This window comes from Streptomyces sp. NPDC048182 (assembly GCF_043202555.1).
Lineage (GTDB): Bacteria > Actinomycetota > Actinomycetes > Streptomycetales > Streptomycetaceae > Streptomyces.
The window spans coordinates 25,877-42,651 of sequence record NZ_JBIDAQ010000022.1; the positions used below are offsets into that span (position 1 = coordinate 25,877).

12 protein-coding genes and 1 pseudogene are annotated in these 16,775 nt (G+C 77.0%); 3 read left to right on the forward strand and 10 right to left on the reverse strand.

From position 1 onward, the window contains the following. Window positions 1–56: 56 nt before the first annotated feature. Window positions 57–248 (forward strand): annotated as a pseudogene (locus ACGFZL_RS30355) (hypothetical protein); the annotation flags it as partial. A 34-nt stretch (window positions 249–282) separates the two neighbouring features. On the opposite strand, the gene ACGFZL_RS30360 reads toward ACGFZL_RS30355, so the two are convergent. Together ACGFZL_RS30360 and ACGFZL_RS30365 are read right to left on the reverse strand one after the other, a co-directional pair. After that, the gene (locus tag ACGFZL_RS30360) at window positions 283–1,908 is read right to left on the reverse strand and encodes an AMP-binding protein (RefSeq protein ID WP_393696549.1); all 1,626 of its coding nucleotides are present in this window, start codon (window positions 1,906–1,908) and stop codon (window positions 283–285) included. Next, entirely contained in the window at window positions 1,905–3,575 is a 1,671-nt protein-coding gene (locus ACGFZL_RS30365; protein WP_393696551.1) for an AMP-binding protein, read from the reverse strand. The genes ACGFZL_RS30360 and ACGFZL_RS30365 overlap by 4 nt, the downstream gene beginning before the upstream one ends. Window positions 3,576–4,085: 510 nt before the next feature. On the opposite strand from ACGFZL_RS30365, the gene ACGFZL_RS30370 reads away from it, so the two are divergent. Then, complete coding sequence (locus ACGFZL_RS30370) at window positions 4,086–6,911, forward strand: AAA family ATPase (RefSeq protein WP_393696586.1); 2,826 nt, start codon at window positions 4,086–4,088, stop codon at window positions 6,909–6,911. Window positions 6,912–7,113: 202 nt separating this feature from the next. Further along, on the forward strand, window positions 7,114–7,896 hold the full coding sequence (locus ACGFZL_RS30375; protein WP_393696553.1) for a S1 family peptidase: 783 nt from the start codon (window positions 7,114–7,116) through the stop codon (window positions 7,894–7,896). A gap of 73 nt (window positions 7,897–7,969) precedes the next feature. Here the strand turns inward: ACGFZL_RS30375 and ACGFZL_RS30380 are convergent, their stop codons facing one another. The 8 genes from ACGFZL_RS30380 to ACGFZL_RS30415 form a co-directional block, all read right to left on the reverse strand. Then, window positions 7,970–9,076 (reverse strand): winged helix DNA-binding domain-containing protein, encoded by a 1,107-nt coding sequence (locus ACGFZL_RS30380; RefSeq protein WP_393696555.1) that lies wholly within the window; start codon window positions 9,074–9,076, stop codon window positions 7,970–7,972. 66 nt (window positions 9,077–9,142) lie between these two features. Beyond that, window positions 9,143–10,168: a glycosyltransferase family 9 protein gene (locus ACGFZL_RS30385; RefSeq protein WP_393696557.1), complete on the reverse strand. Its 1,026-nt coding sequence runs from the start codon at window positions 10,166–10,168 to the stop codon at window positions 9,143–9,145. Between the two features lie 650 nt (window positions 10,169–10,818). Further along, a complete protein-coding gene (gene rfaE2, locus ACGFZL_RS30390) occupies window positions 10,819–12,198 on the reverse strand; it encodes a D-glycero-beta-D-manno-heptose 1-phosphate adenylyltransferase (RefSeq protein ID WP_393696559.1) in 1,380 nt (459 codons plus the stop codon). Beyond that, entirely contained in the window at window positions 12,195–12,821 is a 627-nt protein-coding gene (locus ACGFZL_RS30395; protein ID WP_393696561.1) for an SIS domain-containing protein, read from the reverse strand. The genes rfaE2 and ACGFZL_RS30395 overlap by 4 nt, the downstream gene beginning before the upstream one ends. After that, window positions 12,821–14,044, reverse strand: coding sequence for a glycosyltransferase (locus ACGFZL_RS30400; RefSeq protein ID WP_393696563.1), 1,224 nt, complete (start codon window positions 14,042–14,044; stop codon window positions 12,821–12,823). The genes ACGFZL_RS30395 and ACGFZL_RS30400 overlap by 1 nt, the downstream gene beginning before the upstream one ends. Continuing rightward, window positions 14,041–14,991 carry a glycosyltransferase gene (locus ACGFZL_RS30405; protein ID WP_393696565.1) on the reverse strand — a complete coding sequence of 317 codons (951 nt, stop codon included), beginning with the start codon at window positions 14,989–14,991 and terminating at the stop codon, window positions 14,041–14,043. Before ACGFZL_RS30405 ends, ACGFZL_RS30400 begins: the two co-directional genes overlap by 4 nt. Next, window positions 14,988–15,977, reverse strand: coding sequence for a glycosyltransferase family 9 protein (locus ACGFZL_RS30410; RefSeq protein ID WP_393696567.1), 990 nt, complete (start codon window positions 15,975–15,977; stop codon window positions 14,988–14,990). Before ACGFZL_RS30410 ends, ACGFZL_RS30405 begins: the two co-directional genes overlap by 4 nt. Next, on the reverse strand, window positions 15,974–16,567 hold the full coding sequence (locus ACGFZL_RS30415; RefSeq protein ID WP_393696588.1) for a D-glycero-alpha-D-manno-heptose-1,7-bisphosphate 7-phosphatase: 594 nt from the start codon (window positions 16,565–16,567) through the stop codon (window positions 15,974–15,976). The genes ACGFZL_RS30410 and ACGFZL_RS30415 overlap by 4 nt, the downstream gene beginning before the upstream one ends. Window positions 16,568–16,775 lie beyond the last annotated feature (208 nt).

The window sequence follows — 16,775 nt, forward strand, 5'->3', positions numbered from 1 at the left end:
AGAGCGTCACGGTGTGCGGCGCGTGTGGGACGAGGAGTGGGCACAGTCCTGTGCGTGCCGGCCGCCCCTGGGGCGCGCAGGTCGACCCCACGGCGGGCCCGACGGCCCGCCGGGACCTGGAGTGCCTGTGGCCGACCGCGATGACGGAGTCCGCGGACGCCCTCTACTTCTCCCTCACCGGCTACACGACGGACGCCCGCGCCGGCGCCGACCACCTGGCCGTCCCGCTCTTCGTCCTGGACGCGACGAGCCGGCGGCGCCGGCCGTTCGGGCGCGGGCCGGTCAGGCGCCGAACCTCTCGCGCAGGGCGATCTTGCGGACCTTCCCCGAGACCGTCATCGGGAAGGCGTCCAGGATCTCCAGGCGGCTGGGGATCTTGTAGTGGGCCAGCCGGCCCGCGCAGTAGGCACGCAGGTCGGCCAGGGTGGGCGGGGCGGCCGGGTCGCGGGGGACGACGCAGGCAAGGACCTCCTCGCCGTAGCGCTCGTGCGGGACGCCGACGACCTGGACGTCCGCGATGCCCGGGTGGCCGTACAGGAACTCCTCGATCTCGCGGGGGTAGATGTTCTCGCCGCCCCGGATGATCATGTCCTTGATGCGGCCGACGATCTCCACGTAGCCGTCCTCGCGCATCACCGCGAGGTCGCCGGTGTGCATCCAGCGGCCCGCGTCGACGGCCTCGGCGGTCCTCGTAGGCTCCTCCCAGTAGCCGAGCATCACGCTGTAGCCGCGGGTGCGCAGTTCGCCGGAGGTGCCGCGGGGCAGGGTGGCGCCGGTGACCGGGTCGGCCACCTTGACCTCCAGGTGCGGCAGGACGCGGCCGACGGTGCCGGTGCGGTGCTCGAGGTCGTCGTCCCGGCGGGTCTGGAGGGAGACCGGGGAGGTCTCGGTCATGCCGTAGCAGATGGAGACCTCGCGCATGTGCATCTCGGCGACAACCCGCTTCATCACCTCCACGGGGCAGGGCGAGCCCGCCATGATGCCGGTGCGCAGCGAGGAGAGGTCGTGGGCGGCGAAGCCGGGCAGGTTCAGCTCCGCGATGAACATCGTCGGGACGCCGTACAGCGAGGTGCACCGCTCGCGCTGGACCGCCTCCAGGGTGGCGCCGGGCTCGAAGGAGGGGGCGGGGACGACGATGCAGGCGCCGTGGGAGGTGGCCGCCAGGTTGCCCATCACCATGCCGAAGCAGTGGTAGAAGGGGACGGGGACGCAGATCCGGTCCTGCTCGGTGTAGCCGACCAACTCCCCGACGAAGTATCCGTTGTTGAGGATGTTGTGGTGGGAGAGGGTCGCGCCCTTCGGGAAGCCGGTCGTGCCCGAGGTGTACTGGATGTTGATCGGGTCGTCGCAGGACAGCTCGGGGAACGGGGCCGTAGCGGTGCTCTCGTGTGCGAGCAGTGCTTCCCAGTCCGGGTCGCCGAAGTGGATCGTCCGCCGCAACTCCGGGCAGTCGTCGCTGACTTCCGCGGCCATCGCCCGGTAGTCGCTCGTCTTGTGTCCCTGGGAGGCGAAGAGGAGGGAGACGCCGGCCTGGCGCAGCACGTAGGCGACCTCGTGCGTGCGGTAGGCCGGGTTGATGTTCACCATGATCGCGCCGATGCGGGCGGTGGCGTACTGGACCAGCACCCACTCGGGGCAGTTGACCGCCCAGATGCCGACCCGGTCGCCCTTGGCGACGCCGTCCGCGAGCAGCGCGTGCGCCAGCCGATCGACGTCGGCGGCGAAGGCGGCGTAGGTCCAGCGGCGGCCCGAGGGGACGTCGACCAGCACCTCGCGGTCCGGCCAGGCGGCGACGGCCCGGTCCAGGTTGGCGCCGATGGTGTCGCCGAGCAGCGCGGTGCTCCCCGTGCCGTGGCTGTACGACGGCTGCGCGGCCGAGGGCTGGGGGGCCGAGGGCTGCGCGGTCATCGGAAGTCCTCCTCGCGGTACTCGTGCGCCGAGCCCGCCGCCGTGGCCTCGCGGAGCTCGATGCGGCGGATCTTGCCGGAGACCGTCTTGGGCAGGTCCGCGAACTCCAGGCGGCGGATGCGCTTGTAGGGGGCGAGCACCTCCCGGGCGTGGGCGAAGAGGGCCTTCGCGGTCTCGGGTCCCGGCTCCCAGCCCTCGGCGAGGACGACGTACGCCTTCGGGACGGCGAGGCGCAGGGGGTCAGGGGCCGGCACGACGGCGGCCTCGGCGACCGCCTCGTGCTCCAGGAGCGCGCTCTCCAGCTCGAAGGGACTCACCTTGTAGTCGCTGGACTTGAAGACGTCGTCCCGCCGGCCCACGTAGAAGAGGTATCCGTCGGCGTCCCGGCGTGCGATGTCGCCGGTGCGGTAGTGGCCGTCGGCCATGGACTCCGCCGTGCGGTCCGGGTCGCCGTGGTAGCCGGTCATCAGGCCGACCGGGCGTGCGGCGAGGTCGAGGGCGACCTCGCCCTCCGTGGCGTCGGGGGCGCCGGTGACCGGGTCGAGGAGGGTGACGCGGTAGCCGGGGCTGGGGCGGCCCATGGCGCCCGGCTTGAGGGGCTGACCCGGGGTGTTGGCGATCTGCACCGCGGTCTCGGTCTGTCCGAAGCCGTCCCGGACACTCACGCCCCAGGCGTCCCGCACCCGCTCGATGACCTCGGGGTTGAGCGGCTCGCCGGCGGCGGCGACCTCGCGGGGCGGGAGCTGGAGTCGGCCCAGGTCGGCCTGGATGAGCATGCGCCACACGGTCGGCGGGGCGCAGAAGGTGGTGACCCGGTTGCGGTCCATCTCGGCCATCAGGCGGGTCGCGTCGAAGCGGGTGTAGTTGAGGAGGAAGACGGTCGCCTCCGCGTTCCACGGGGCGAAGAGGTTGGACCAGGCGTGCTTGGCCCAGCCGGGCGAGGAGATGTTCAGGTGCACGTCGCCGGGTTTCAGGCCGATCCAGTACATGGTGGCCAGGTGCCCGATCGGGTACGAGGTGTGAGTGTGCTCGACCAGTTTGGGGCGGGCGGTGGTGCCCGAGGTGAAGTAGAGCATCAGCGGGTCGTCGGCGAGGGTGGGGCCGTCGACGACGAGGTCGGCGGGGGCCGTGTAGGCGTCCTCGTACGGTTCCCAGCCCTCCTCCGGCAGGCCGCCGACGGAGATCCTGGTGTACGTGCCGGGCACGGCGGCGAACTTGGCGGTGTCCTCGGCCCGGGCGATGACGTGCTTCACCTCGCCCCGGTCCACCCGGTCGGTCAGGTCGGCCGGGCCGAGCAGCGGGGTGGCCGGGATGACGACCGCGCGCAGCTTCATCGCGGCCAGCGCGGTCTCCCACAGCTCGGCCTGGTTGCCGAGCATGACGAGGACGCGGTCCCCCGCGGCGACCCCGCGCTCGCGCAGCCAGCGGGCCACGCGGTCGGAGCGCTCGGCCATCTCCGCGAAGGAGAGCCGGGTCTCGGTGCCGTCCTCCTCGACGATGTGCAGGGCGGTGCGGTCGTTGCCGGCGGCGATGACGTCGAACCAGTCCAGGGCCCAGTTGAAGTGCTCGGGACGGGGCCAGCGGAAGCCCTCGTAGGCGGTGGCGTAGTCCTCGCGGTGGGCCAGCAGGAAGTCACGGGCGTCGCGGAACGCCTCGGTCGCCGTCATCCACGTCCTCCTCGGTGCCGCCGTCGCCGGCCGGGTCGGGCTGCTCGCTGCCATCCTGCTGCTTCGGAGACGGGTCCCACCACCCCGGCGTTGCCTACCATTGGCCGGGACACGACATGGGGAGGAGCGGCCACCGTGCGACGGGACGTCACAGAGCCTGCCGGGGGCCGGGGGGAGTCGGGCGGAGGCGGCCGGGAGGAGTCGGCTCCGGACCGCGAAGAGGCAGCCGGGGGCGGCGGCGGGTCCGCTCGGAGCGGCACGGAGACGGCCGGGAACGCAGGCAGGGCCGCTCCGGGCGGCACGGAGACGGCCGGGAACGCCGGCAGAGCCGCTTCGGGCGGCGCGGAGGCGGCCGGGAATACCGGCAGAGCCGCTTCGGGCGGCGTGGAGGCGGTCTGGGATCGTTCGGGGCCGGCGGCCGGGCGGCACCCGGGTGGCCCCGGCCTGGCCGGAGAGCTGGGGCGGTTGGCCGCGGACCGCCCGGACGTCTTCCCGGGGCACCCCGGTCCGGTGCCGGACCAGCGGGTGCACCGGCGGGCCGAGTCGGTCGTGGGGCGGGAGGAGGTGCTCGGGGCGGCGCGGGCGCAGCTCGGGGCGGGCGGCAGCGCGCTGGTGTACGGGCCCGCCGGGATCGGGAAGTCCACCGTGCTGCGGGCGCTGGCCGGTGAGTACGGGCAAGGCGCCACCGTGCTGCGGTGCTCGGCCACCGAGTCGGAGTCGCACCTGCCGTTCCTGGCCCTGGCCGATCTGCTCGGGCCCGTGCTCGACCGGGTGGCCGACGCGCTGCCCGTCGCGCAGCGCACCGCGCTGGAGTCCGCGCTCACCGGGCGCGGCGAGTCCACGCTCCGGCGCGACGGGCTTGCGCTGCGCCTCGCGGTGCTCTCCGCGCTGCGCGCGCTGGCCGGCGCCGGTCCCGTCCTCGTCGTGGCCGACGACCTCCAGTGGCTGGACGCCGCCAGCACCGAGCTGCTCGGCTTCGCCGCGCGGCGCCTCGGCGACACCCCCGTACGCCTGCTGTGCGCGGCCCGCACGGAGGCGGACGGGGCCGAGGGGGCGGCCGGGTACGACCGGCACCTGCGCGCCGCTCCCCCGGACACCCTGGCGCTCCGGCTCGGCCCGCTCACCCGCGACCAGGTCTCCGCGCTCCTGGACCGCCGCGGCTACCCGGCGCCGACCCGCTCCGTCGCCCGCGACATCCACCGCACCAGCGGCGGCAACCCGCTGTTCGCCCTGGAGCTGGCCCGCGCGCTCGCCGAGCGCCCGACCCCGCCACGGCCGGGCGAGCCGCTGCCGGTGCCGACCTCGCTGCGGGCGCTGGTGCTCGACCGCCTGGACCTGCTCTCCGACGAGGCCCGGCACACCCTGCTGGTGGCCGGCGCCGCCGCCCGGCCGACCCCGGCGCTGCTGCGCGCGGCGGGCCGGGAGCACGCCGGGGCGGAGACGGCGCGGGCGACCGAACTGGGCCTGCTGGCGCCCGATCCGGAGGGCCCGGCACTGCGCTTCGCGCACCCGCTGATCTCGGCCGCGCTGTATGCCGAGGCCCCGGCGGCCGAGCGGCGGGCCGCGCACGCGGCGCTGTCCACGGCGGCCTCCGACCCGATCGAGCGGGCCCGTCACCTGGCCCTGGCCACCGAGGGCACCGATCCGGAGGTGGCCGCCCGGCTCGCCGGGGCCGCCGCCCTCGCCCGGGACCGCGGGGCGCCCTCGACGGCCGCCGCCCTCGGGCTGCTGGCCGCCCGGCACACCCCGGCGGACGGCAGCCCGGCCCCCGACGAGCGCCGGCTCCAAGCGGCCGAGGACGCGATCACCGCCGGCGAGGCGGACCTGGCCCGGGAGGTCGCCCGCGAGGTGCTGGCCCGCTCCGGGGTGCCCGGGGAGCGGGTGCGGGCCTGGATGGTGGTGATCGAGGCGGCCGGGCAGGCGATCGGCGACGTCGACGCCGTCTTCCCGCAGGCTCTCGCCGACGCCGGGGACGACCCGCGCCTGCTCGCCCTGGTCCACTACCAGTTGGCCTGGCGCGGCCTGGTGGTGCAGGGCGACTTCGCGCAGGGCCGCGAGGAGGCCGCGCACGCCGCCGGGCTGGCGGCGCGGGCCGGTGACCGGCGCACCGAGGTGCTGGCGCTGGCCTTCCAGGCGCAGTCCGAGACGCTGATGGGCCACGCGGACGCCCCGGCGACCATCCGCCGGGCCCTCCAGGAGCCGCAGGATCCGCAGGTGGCGTGCCATCACAACGGGGCGGGCTCCACCCGCTTCCGCTGGCTGGTGATGGGCGACCGCCTCGCCGAGGCGCGCACCGCCGCGACCGGGCTGCTCCGCGAGGCGCGCCGGCGCGGCATGGCCGAGAGCGAGGTGCACTACCTGCGCTTCCTGGCCGAGACCGAGTTGCACTCCGGGCACTGCGGGCGCGCCCTGGAACTGGCCCGGGAGAGCCTGACGCTGGCGCGTGACGCCGGCCTCGGCGAGGGGGCGGGCGCGATGCAGACCTCGCTCGCGGAGGCGGCCGGCGGGGACGTGGAGCGGGCCCTGGCGCTGGCCCGGGAGGCGGTGCGCCGCACGGAGGAGGACGGCGACGCGGTCTACCTCTCGCGCGCCCTGGCCGCCCTCGGCCACGCCCATCTGCGGGCGGGCGACGCCCGGGCGGCGGTCCACGCGCTGCGCCGGGTGCGGGAGTTGGAGGCCGGCTGCGGCATCACCGACCCGGCGCGGGGCCGCTGGCAGGGCGACCTCGCCGAGGCGCTGGTGCGCACCGGGGAGCCGGCCGAGGCGCTGGAGCTGGTGGAGGCCACCCGGGTGGACGCGCGGCGGCTCGGCCGGGAGGGCGTGCTCGCGGTCCTGGACCGGGCCGAGGCGCTGGTGCGGGCGGCCCGGGGCGAACACCGCCCGGCCGTCGCCCGGTTGACGGCGGCCCGCGACCGGCTGCGGCTGCTCGGCTACGGCCTGGAGGAGGCGCGCTGCGCCTTCGCGCTGGCGCTGCTGCGGGCGGAGCGCCCGGGCCCGGTCTCCTTCGACGAGGCGGCCCGGCTGTTCCGGCGCTGCCGGGCGCTGCCCTGGCTGCGCCAGGTGGAGGCGGTCGCGGCGGCGCAGACGGAGCCGGCATCCGCGCCCGCCCTGGCCGTCGCCCCGCAGGGAGCGGCGGAGGGCCTGGACCGGCTGGCCGCCATGGAGCGCCGGGTGGCGGCGCTGGTCACCGAGGGCGCCACCAACCGGGAGATCGCCACCCGGCTGTTCGTCAGCGTCAAGACCGTCGAGGCGACGCTCACCCGGGTCTACCGCAAGCTCGGGATCCGTTCGCGGGTCGACATCGTCCGACTCGCGGCGGGCCGGCACGGCGACTGACCCGTCCTCCCACTCCGGACCCAGGGAGACCGAGGGTTTTCCCTGCCCGGCGCCGCTAGGGGGTTCCCTCATTGGGCACCGGGTGCCACCGGTCCTACCTTGAGGGCGTGCCGCTCGCCCGGGCACACGGGGGCCTGTCCCGAGGCCCCCGTGTCACCCCCACGCCCGGGCGATCCCCCACCGGCAGTCCAGAGGAGACCCCATGTCCGGGTTCACCCGCGCCAGATCCGCCGCACTCGTCCTCGCGTCCGCCGCCGCTGCCGCCGTGCTGGCCGCGCCCTCCGCCGTCGCCGCGCCCGAGCCCATCGTCGGCGGCACGACCACCACGACGAGCGCGTACCCCTTCGTCATGCAGATCACCGACGCCTCGCAGAACCAGTTCTGCGGCGGCACGCTGGTGGCTCCCACCAAGGTCGTCACCGCCGCGCACTGCATGGTGGGCGAGACCACCCGCAGCGTCCGCGTGGTCGGTGGGCGCACCAATCTGAACGGCACCAACGGCACGGTCGCCAAGGTCAGCAGGATCTGGGTGAACCCGGGCTACACGGACGCCACCAACGGCGACGACGTGGCCGTCCTGACCCTCGCCGGCTCGATGCCGTACGCGCCGGTGAAGTACGTCTCCGCGTCCGACACCGGCGTCTACGCCACCGGGGCGAGCGCCCGCATCCTCGGCTGGGGCACCACCCGGGAGAACGGCTCCTCCTCCAACCAGCTGCGGACCGCGACCGTCCCGCTCGTGTCCGACTCCAGCTGCCGCACCTCCTACGGCTCCGACTTCGTCGCGAGCGACATGGTGTGCGCCGGACTGCCCTCCGGCGGCGTGGACACCTGCCAGGGCGACAGCGGCGGTCCCCTGCTCCTCGGGGGCGTCCTGGCAGGGATCACCTCCTGGGGCGAGGGCTGCGCCCGCGCCGGCTACCCGGGCGTCTACACCCGCCTGACCACGTTCTCCGGCCTGGTGAGCGCGCAGGTCAACTCGTAGCCGACGGGCCCCAGTAGACCAGGGGGCGTTGCGGGCCTCCACGAGCGGCCCGCAGCGCCCCCTCTCCATGCCCTCAGCCGCGTACGGTCCCGAACCGGATGTCGTACGCGGCGTCCGGGTGCATCGCCGCCAGCATCCGCTCCCCCTCGGCGACGACCTCCGCCCGGCGGGCCGCGGTGAGGGCGTCGAACGCCTCGACGACCAGGGCGTCGTCGGTCAGCCGCCACAGCCCGGCCACGAAGCCGTCGACGAGCAGCACGCGGTAGGCCACGTTGCCCCGCCAGGTGCGGCCCTTGTGCCGCGGGGGGAAGAAGCGGGTGCGGTCGGCGTGCGAGAGCAGCAGGTTGTCGTACTCCGGCAGGAAGCGCGCCGGTGCCGTGGTGCCGGCGTCGGGCCGGGGCGCGTCGGGCAGGTCGAACAGTTCGGTGCCGTCGGGTCCCCGGAAGGTGACGAGGTCGGGGCGCAGCCGCTCGAAGGCGTCGCGGAGCCGGGTGAGTCCGGCCCAGGTCTGCATGTCCTTGACGGAGGCGGGGCCGAAGGCGGCCAGGTAGCGCCGCACGACGGCGTCCGGCGCGGGGGCCGGCTCGGCGGGGCGGCCGAACCAGTGCTCGGCGGTGGTGAGGGTGACCTGGGCGCTGCGGCCCCACAGTCCGCGCGGGGTGACCTGCACGAGCGGCAGCCGGGCGCGGGCGGCCAGGATCAGGGCCTGCGGGTCGGCGTCCGGCCACCGGCCGGTCAGTTCCTCGCGGAGCCGGCCGACGGTGCGCGGCTCGTCCTCGACCAGTTCGCGGACGAACGCGGTCAGTTGGTCCGGGTCGACCCCGGCGAGGCCGTCGCGGAACCGGTCCAACTCGCGTTCCCGGGTGGCCTGGACCAGGGGTCGCAGGGTGAGGCAGTCGTCGGCGGTGTGGGTGTGGATGGTCGAGCGGAGGGTGACCAGCCGGGCGAGGCGGCGGTCGGCCATCGGCGCGGCCAGGTCGTCCGGGGTGAAGCCGTCCAGGCGGGCGGCGAGGGCGTAGTAGGGGGCCTTGACGCTCTGCGCCTGGAGGCCGGCCAGGTGGGCGACGGCGGCCTCGGCGGTCAGCGGGGCGCGCTCCAGGAGGAGTTGCCGGGCGAGGGTCGCGCGGTTGAGGGCGCGGGTGTCGAGGACGGGGGCTGAGGTGGGTGCCTTGGTCGCCATGTGCGGCACGGTAGCGGGGATCGCGGACAGGTTCTGACCTATACGGTCTGACCTCTATGTTCTGACTCATGCGTCGAGCGGGGGGCGCGGGACTGTCCGGGCCACGCTCGGGGCGTCCAGGGTGTGCAGGGCGTCGAGGACCTCGTCGGCGGTGATGCGCAGCAGGGCGGGGTCGGGGGCGCGGCCGTGCGGGTCGCCGTCCGGTCCCGGGTGCCACAGGGCGCGGTGCCGGGGGTGAGGGGGCGGGCCCCAGCGGCTGGGCGGCACGGGCCCGAACAGGGTGACGGAGGGGGTGCCCAGGGCGACGGCGAGGTGGGCGACGCCGGTGTCGCCGCTGACCACGGCGTGGGCGTCGGCGACGAGGGCGGCGAGCCGGGCGTAGGGCAGGCCGCCGGCGAGGGCGTCGGTGTCGGGCAGGCCGGCGAGCGCGGCGAGGCGGCCCACGAGGTCGCCCTCGTCGGCCCCGCCGGTCACCACGACACGCCGGCCCTCCTCGCGCAGCGCCCTCGCGACCGCCGCGTACCGCTCGACGGGCCACTGCCGCGAGGGTGCGCCGGCGCCGGGGTGCAGGACGACCGCGCCGGGGGCCGGGCTCGGCCCGTCCGGGCGGGGCAGCCGCAGGTCGGCGGGGTCGGCGGGGATGCCGTACGCCGTCAGCAGGCGGCACCAGCGGTCGCGTTCGTGCTCCTCGGCGTACCAGGGCGGCCCGGCGACCTCGGGCGTGCCGGGGTGCGCGAACGCCAGCAGCCTGCCCGGGCGGAGGTCCATGAGCAGGCGGTGGCTGGGCGGCCCGTTGCCGTGCAGGTCGACGGCGACGTCGGGGGGCGGCCCGGTCCAGTCGAGGTGGCGCGGGACGGCGCGGCCGGGTGCGGAGGCGGGCAGCACCCGGTCCACGGCACCGGTCGCGGCGGCGACGGGCGCCAGCTCGGCGGGGCCTGCCAGCACGATCTCGTACCCGGGGTGGGCCCGCCGCAGCGCCCTGAGCGCGGGCACCCCGGCGAGCAGGTCCCCGAGCCCGAGGGCCCGCAGGACGAGCAGGCGGGGACGGGTGCCCTGCGGGGGCGGCCCCGCGTCGGCGTGCGCCGGGTGCACGGGGTCTCCGGTGACGGGCCCCCCGGCACACGGCACGCCGGTCACGTGCTCCCGTCCGCCCGCCTCGTGTCCCCAGCCTTCACCGGGGCGCCCGGCACCGTGCACTGAGCCGGCCCGGGCCAGGGGGGAGTCGGGAAGGGGCGCGGCAGGGTTCGGGGGCGGCGCGTAGGCGATGAGCCCCCTTGCGGGCTCCGCCCGGCGGGACACGCCGGCACCGCCCCCTCCGGCTCGCGCCCACGGTCGCCCGCCAGGGCCCTCGGACGCGGTGCCGCCGGAAGCGGGGCCCGTGAACCCAGGCCCCCCAGATCCGCAGCCCCAGGGCGCGAAGGCACCCGACACGGCAAGCCCGGACGCCGGTCGGCCGGACGCGACGCCGCCGGACGCGGGGCCCGTGAACACCGAACCCGTGAACCCAGGCCCCCCGACTTCGCAGTCCCAGAGCGCGGAGCCGCCCGACACGGCAAGCCCGGACGCCGGTCGGCCGGGCGCGACGCCGCCGGACGCGGCGCCTCGGGACACGGCGTCGTCCGACGCACGGTCGGTGACGGCGGCGCCTTCCGGTACGGGGCCGCGCGGCACGCGGCCGGGCGCGGCGGGGTGGCCGGGTGCGGCGGCATCGCCCGCGAGGCGGCCGGGAGCCCGGCGGACGCTCACCGCGCCCCCTCCGCCGCCCGTGCCAGCAGCCCCGTCGAGGAGTGGCCGTCCAGGTACGGCAGGAGGACGGCCTGGCCGTTCCACTCCTGGAGCAGGGCGGCCTCCGGGAGGTCCGCGCCCGCGTAGTCGCCGCCCTTGACCCAGACGTCGGGGCGCAGGTCGGCCAGGAGGCGTTCCGGGGTGTCCTCGTCGAAGACGGCGACGGCGTCCACGCAGGCCAGGGCGCGCAGCACGCGGACCCGGTCGGCGAGGGGGTTGACCGGGCGGCCGTCGCCCTTGCGGCGGCGTACCGAGGTGTCGGAGTTGACGCACACCACCAGGCAGTCGCCGAGCCCGCGGGCGGCCTGGAGGAGGCCGACGTGTCCGGCGTGCAGCAGGTCGAAGCAGCCGCCCGCGGCGACGACGGTGCCGTGCCGGGCGCGGATCCGGGCGGCCAGGGCGTGCGGGTCGTCGGTGTCGGGGGCGGCCGGGGCCGGCTCCGCGCCGGCGGGCGGGAGGGCGCCGGCCCCGCCCGCGGCGACGAAGGCGCTCGCCGCGCCGACCGCGCCCTCGACGGCCTCGCCCACCAGCGCCCCGTCGGCGAGCAGCCCGGCGGCGCCGGCGGCGAACCGGTCGCCCGCGCCGCAGGAGTCGCCGGGGTGGGCGGCGGGGGCGGGGACGAGCAGCGGGTGCTCGCCGTAGGAGAGCAGGGCGCCGCGCGCGCCGAGGGTGACCGCCACGGCGGCGGCCCGCCAGTCGCGGACCAGCGCGGCGGCGTCCCGGGCGGCGGCGCGCAGGCCCGCGGCGGGCTCGCCGTCCGCCGGGGCGAAGGCGCGGGCCTCCTTCTCGGCCGGGGTGACCAGGCGGGTGCCCGGCACCGGCGGGCCGCCGCGCGGGTGCGGGTCCCAGACCAGCGGGGGGTGCGCGGCGAGCGCGTCGCGCAGGGCGTCGGCGGTGCCGCGCCCGTAGTCGGAGACGAGGACGGCCTTGGCGGAGCGCAGCGCGGAGCGGGCCTGCCGGGTGGCCTCGCGGGCCCGCCCGTCGCCCCGGTCGAGGCGGACGACGGGCCGGTCCCGGGCGAGGACGCGGGTCTTCTCGGGCAGGTCACCGGTGAGCGGCAGCGGGACCACCGTCAGCCAGGGGTCGAGGAGTTCGCGCAGGGTCCGGCTGGCCGGGTCGTCGCCGACGCCGGTGACCAGCGTGACCTCGCGGCCGTCGCGCGCGGCCAGCCAGGCGGCCAGCGCGGCGCCGCCCGGCCGGACCCGCTCGGCGCACTCGCCGACCACCGGCACCGGCGCGTCGGGGGCCAGCCGGTCGGCGGTGCCGGCGAGGTCGCGGTCGAGCAGCGCGTCCCCGACCACGACCAGCGGCGTCCGCTCGGTCCCGCGCCCGCTCACCGTCGCGCCCCCCGGCCCCGGGTGCCCCTGCCGTTCCGCGCGGCGCGCACGCCGCGGGCCACCGCGGCGTCGAAGGCGGCGCAGACCATGTGCACGGCGACGAGGTGGAGTTCCTGCACGGTCGCGGTGCTGGGCGCCTCCACGCACAGCGACTCGTCGCTGCCCGCCATCAGCGGATTCGGCGCGGGCCCGGTCAGCGCCCAGACCCGCATCCCTGCGGCGCGGGCGGCGCTCGCGGCGGAGAGCAGGTTGGCGCTGGCGCCGCTGGTGGACAGCAGCATCAGCACGTCCCCGGCGCGGCCGTGCGCGCGGACCTGGCGGGCGAACACCTCGTCCACGCCGTAGTCGTTGGCGATGGCGGTGGTGCTCGAGGTGTCGGCGTGCAGGGCGATCGCGGAGAACGGCGGCCGGTCCTCGCGGTAGCGGCCGACGAGTTCGGCGGTCAGGTGCTGGGCCTGCGCGGCGCTGCCCCCGTTGCCGGCGGCCAGCAGCCGGGCGCCGCCGGACAGCGCCGCGGCGAGGCCCTCGCCCCAGCGCTCGGTGACGTGCGCGGAGCCGCGGAAGGCGCCGAGCGCGTCCCGGAGGCGGTCGCAGTGACCGGTCGCGGGCGGGGTGATGGTCATCAGGCCACCTCTCCGGAGAGGGACAGCTCGTGGTCGGCGCGGGTGAGGCCGTAGACCTGCTCGACACCGTCGGCGACCCGCGCCCAGGTGTAGTGCTGGAGCACCCGGGCCCGCCCGGCGTCGCCGTAGCGGCGGCGCAGCGCCTCGTCGGCGAGGAGCTCGCGGGCGGCGTCCGCGATGGCGCCGGGGTCCTGCGGGGTGACCAGGCGGCCGGTGACCCGGTCGGCGACGGAGTCGCGGTGGCCGCCGACGTCGGTGGCGAGGACCGGCACGCCGCACGCCATCGCCTCCAGGGGCACGATGCCGAACGGCTCGTACACCGGCGTGCACAGCACCACGTCGGCGCTGCGCAGCAGGGCGGGCATGTCGTGCGGGTCGACCGCGCCGAGCAGCCGGACCCGTTCGGCGACTCCGACGCGGGCGGCGAGCTTGAGCAGCCGGCGGGCCTCGGGGTCGGCGGGGATGTCGTCGGCGGGCGGGCCGCCGGCGATGAGGAGTTCGGTGTCGGGGATCTGCTCCAGGGCGCGGACGGCCTGGTCGTAGCCCTTGCGCGGGACCAGCCGGCCGCAGGCGAGCAGCCGGTGCCGGTACTGCCGGGGCGGGGTGCGGCCGGTGTCGGCGGCCGGGGTGAAGCGCGCGGTGTCGACGCCGCAGGGGACGACCGAGACCTGGCTCGGCGGCACACCCAACTCGCCCAGCTCCACCACCTCGTCGGTGCAGGTGGCCAGGACGCGGGCGCAGGTGCGGCCGGTCTGCCGCTCGATGCCGACGCGTTCGGGCGGGCTGGTGTCCTTCTCGCCCTGGTGGCGCCGCTTGACCGTGCCCAGGGCGTGGAAGGTCTGCACGAGGGGGATGCCGAGCGGTCCGGCACCGATCTGGGCGGCCATGCCGGACATCCAGAAGTGCGCGTGCACCACGTCGGGCCGCTCCAGGCTCCAGGCCCGGGCGAGGTGGGCGCCGAAGGTCGGCATGTGCGGGAACAGGCCGTCCTTGGGGACGGTCTCGGCCGGTCCGGCCGGCACGTGCTCCACGTGGGCGCCGCCGGGCAGCGGCACCCGGTCGGGCAGGTCGAGGGAGTCGCGGCGGGTGTAGACCGTGACGTCGTGGCCGCGCCTGGCCAACTCCTCGGTGAGGCGGGCCACGTAGACGTTCTGTCCACCGGCGTCGACGCCGCCGGGCGCGGCCAGCGGGCTCGCGTGCTCGGACACCATGGCGATCCTCATCGGGCGACCTCCTTCAGCAGCCGCTCCCAGTCGTCCAGGAAGCGGGACAGCCCGTAGCGGGCGAGGGCCGCCGTGCGCGCCGCCTCGCCGGTGGCCCGCGCGTGCGCGGGGTCGGCGAGGAAGTCGCGTACGGCGTCGGTCAGTACGTCGACGCGGGTGGAGACCACTCCGGCCCCGGGCGGCACGGCCTCGGTGACCTCGGTGGTGGCGAGGGCGACCACGGGCATGCCCAGGTGCATGGCCTCCAGCAGGGACAGGCCCAGGGAGGTCCAGCGCACGGGGTGCACGTAGACGCGCCGGCGGGCCAGTTCGGTGTGCAGGGCGCTCTGCACGACGTCCCGGGTGCGGCAGCGCTCGGGGTCGACGCCGATGTGCTCGGCGAGGCCCTCGGTGCGCATGCCGAAGACGTCGAGCGGGGCGGCCCGCGCGAACTCGGGGAGCAGGTCCGTGCCGGTGGTACGGCCGCGCCTGACCGGCTCGTTGACGACGACGGCGGCCCGGTCCAGCTCGCCGGTCCAGCGGGGTCCCGGGTCGATGACGCCGTGCTCGATGACGGTCGCCGGGGTCGTTCCGGCGTCCCACATGAGCCGGTTGAAGTGGGTGACGTGGACGAGGGTGACGCCGGGGAGGTCCGCGGCGGGGTGCCGGGTGTCGGGCACGTCGCCGGCGGGGGCGTTGTGCTCCAGGTAGACGAGCGGCGGGCGGCGGCCCAGCCACTGGTCCACCAGGTGGATCTCGTGCGGGCGTTGCAGCACGACGAGGTCGATGTCCTCCTCGCGCAGCCGCTCGGGTGCGACCTCGACCACCGACTCGGGCCAGTCCCAGGTGCGGGCGCGGCCCAGGCCGTCGGGGCCCCGGTCGGGGGTGACCGGGACGAGGTAGGTGTGCGGGCCCTGCACGAAGGCGGTGGTCCACGAGCCGTGCACGTGCCAGATGAGGATCCTCAACGCTCCCCCAGGAGTTTGTCGACGGCGGCGACCACGTCGGTGGCGGTGACGGTGTCGAGGCAGGGATGGCCGGGGACGGGGCAGTCCCGGGCCCGGCTGCCGGCGCAGGGCGCGTACTGGTCGCCGAGCAGCACGTGGGGCACGCCGTGGGGCCCCCAGCGCTCCGCCGGTACGACCGGCGCGAACAGGGAGACGACCGGGGTGCCGACGGCGGCGGCGAGGTGGGCGGGCGCGGTGTTGCCGGTGACGACCGCATCGGCGCCGGCGAGGACGGCGGCGAGCTGCGGGGCCTCGGTGCGACCGCCGAGGTCGGTGCCGTGCGCGCCGGCCACGTGTGCGGTCAGCTCGCGCTCGCCGGGACCGCCGGTGACCAGCACGCGGTGCCCGGCGGCGGCGAGTTCGCGCACGGCCTCGGCGCACCGGGCGGGGCTCCAGGCGCGGGCGGGGACGCTGGCGCCGGGGTGCAGGACGACGTAGGGGCCTGCTCCGGTGAGGTCGCTCGCGGCGGGTGGGTCGGTCACCCGCAGCCGCCCGTCGTCGGGGGACGGGAAGCCGGCCGCCGCCGCCAACTCCAGCGCGGCCTCGGCCTCGTGGGCGTGCTCGGCCCGCTGGTGGCGCAGGTCGAGGAGCGAGCCGGGGTAGTCGGCGCAGTCCGCCGCGATGTACCCGACGCCGGCCAGGCGCAGTACGAGGGCGGTGGGCAGCGGGGACTGGTGGAAGGAGGTGAGGACCAGCGCGGTGTCGGCGTCGATCCGCTCCACCAGCGCGTCGAGGTCCGCGCGGTCGACGGGGGGCGGGTCGAAGCCGCCCCAGGGGGCGTCCCAGACCAGCACCTCGTCCACGCCGGGCAGCAGCCGGGCGGCGGGCGCGCCGCGCGGCGAGCAGAGCAGGGCGACGTGATCGGCCCGCGCGGCGACGGCCCGCACGGCGGGCCCGGCGAGCAGCACGTCGCCGAAGCTGTCGAGCCGGGTGACGAGGGCTCTCATCGGGGCCTCCCCGTGGTGTCCGGCGGGGTGGCGTACGCCGGCCGCGACGGCCGTTCGTCCGCCGGAGCCCGCCAGCGGGGCGGCCCGGCCAGGGCGGCGCGGACGGCGGTCAGGAGGTCCGGGGCCACCTGGGGTGCGGCGGCGGTCTCCTCGGGGCGGGTCTGCGGGTTCGGTACGAGGATGCCGTGCGCGCCGGCGCGGGCGGCGGCCTCGACGTCGGCGGCGATGTCGCCGATGACGACGCAGTCGGCGGGGTCGGCGCACAGCCTCTCCGCGGCGCGCCGGACCATGCCGGGGCGGGGCTTGCGGCAGGGGCAGCCGTCGTCGGGGCCGTGCGGGCAGATCTCCCAGACGTCGAAGGGGCCGATCAGCTCGTCCACCCGCGCGTCGACCCGGCGCACGTCGGCCTCGGTGAGCAGCCCGCGCGCGACACCGGACTGGTTGGTGACGACGCCGACGCGGACGCCGCGCTCGCGCACCAGCGCGACGGCCTCGCGGGCCCCGGCGACGGGGCGGACCAGGTCGGGGTCGCCGTTGTAGGGGACGTCGTGGACGAGGGTGCCGTCCCGGTCGAACAGCACGGCCCGCACCCGGCGCGCCGGATCTCCGTCGACGGGGCCGGGTAGGCCGCCCTCGACGGGGCCCGGTGCGCTGCCCGCGACGTGGCCCAGGGCGCCGCCCTCGACGGGGCCGGGTGCGCCGCCCGCGACGAGGCTCGGCCGGCCGGCTTCACCCCGGCGGCTCCCTCCGGCATCCCCGGCGCGGACGGCCCGGCCGTCCTCGACACGGCTCGCCCGG

What these genes read in the sequence shown, in the direction of transcription:
- ACGFZL_RS30375 (WP_393696553.1), top strand. Translation starts at nt 7,114, where the DNA reads ATGTCCGGGTTCACCCGCGCCAGATCCGCCGCACTCGTCCTCGCGTCC.
- ACGFZL_RS30380 (WP_393696555.1), bottom strand. Translation starts at nt 9,076, where the DNA reads ATGGCGACCAAGGCACCCACCTCAGCCCCCGTCCTCGACACCCGCGCC.
- ACGFZL_RS30400 (WP_393696563.1), bottom strand. Translation starts at nt 14,044, where the DNA reads ATGAGGATCGCCATGGTGTCCGAGCACGCGAGCCCGCTGGCCGCGCCC.
- ACGFZL_RS30360 (WP_393696549.1), bottom strand. Translation starts at nt 1,908, where the DNA reads ATGACCGCGCAGCCCTCGGCCCCCCAGCCCTCGGCCGCGCAGCCGTCG.
- ACGFZL_RS30410 (WP_393696567.1), bottom strand. Translation starts at nt 15,977, where the DNA reads ATGAGAGCCCTCGTCACCCGGCTCGACAGCTTCGGCGACGTGCTGCTC.
- ACGFZL_RS30395 (WP_393696561.1), bottom strand. Translation starts at nt 12,821, where the DNA reads ATGACCATCACCCCGCCCGCGACCGGTCACTGCGACCGCCTCCGGGAC.
- ACGFZL_RS30365 (WP_393696551.1), bottom strand. Translation starts at nt 3,575, where the DNA reads ATGACGGCGACCGAGGCGTTCCGCGACGCCCGTGACTTCCTGCTGGCC.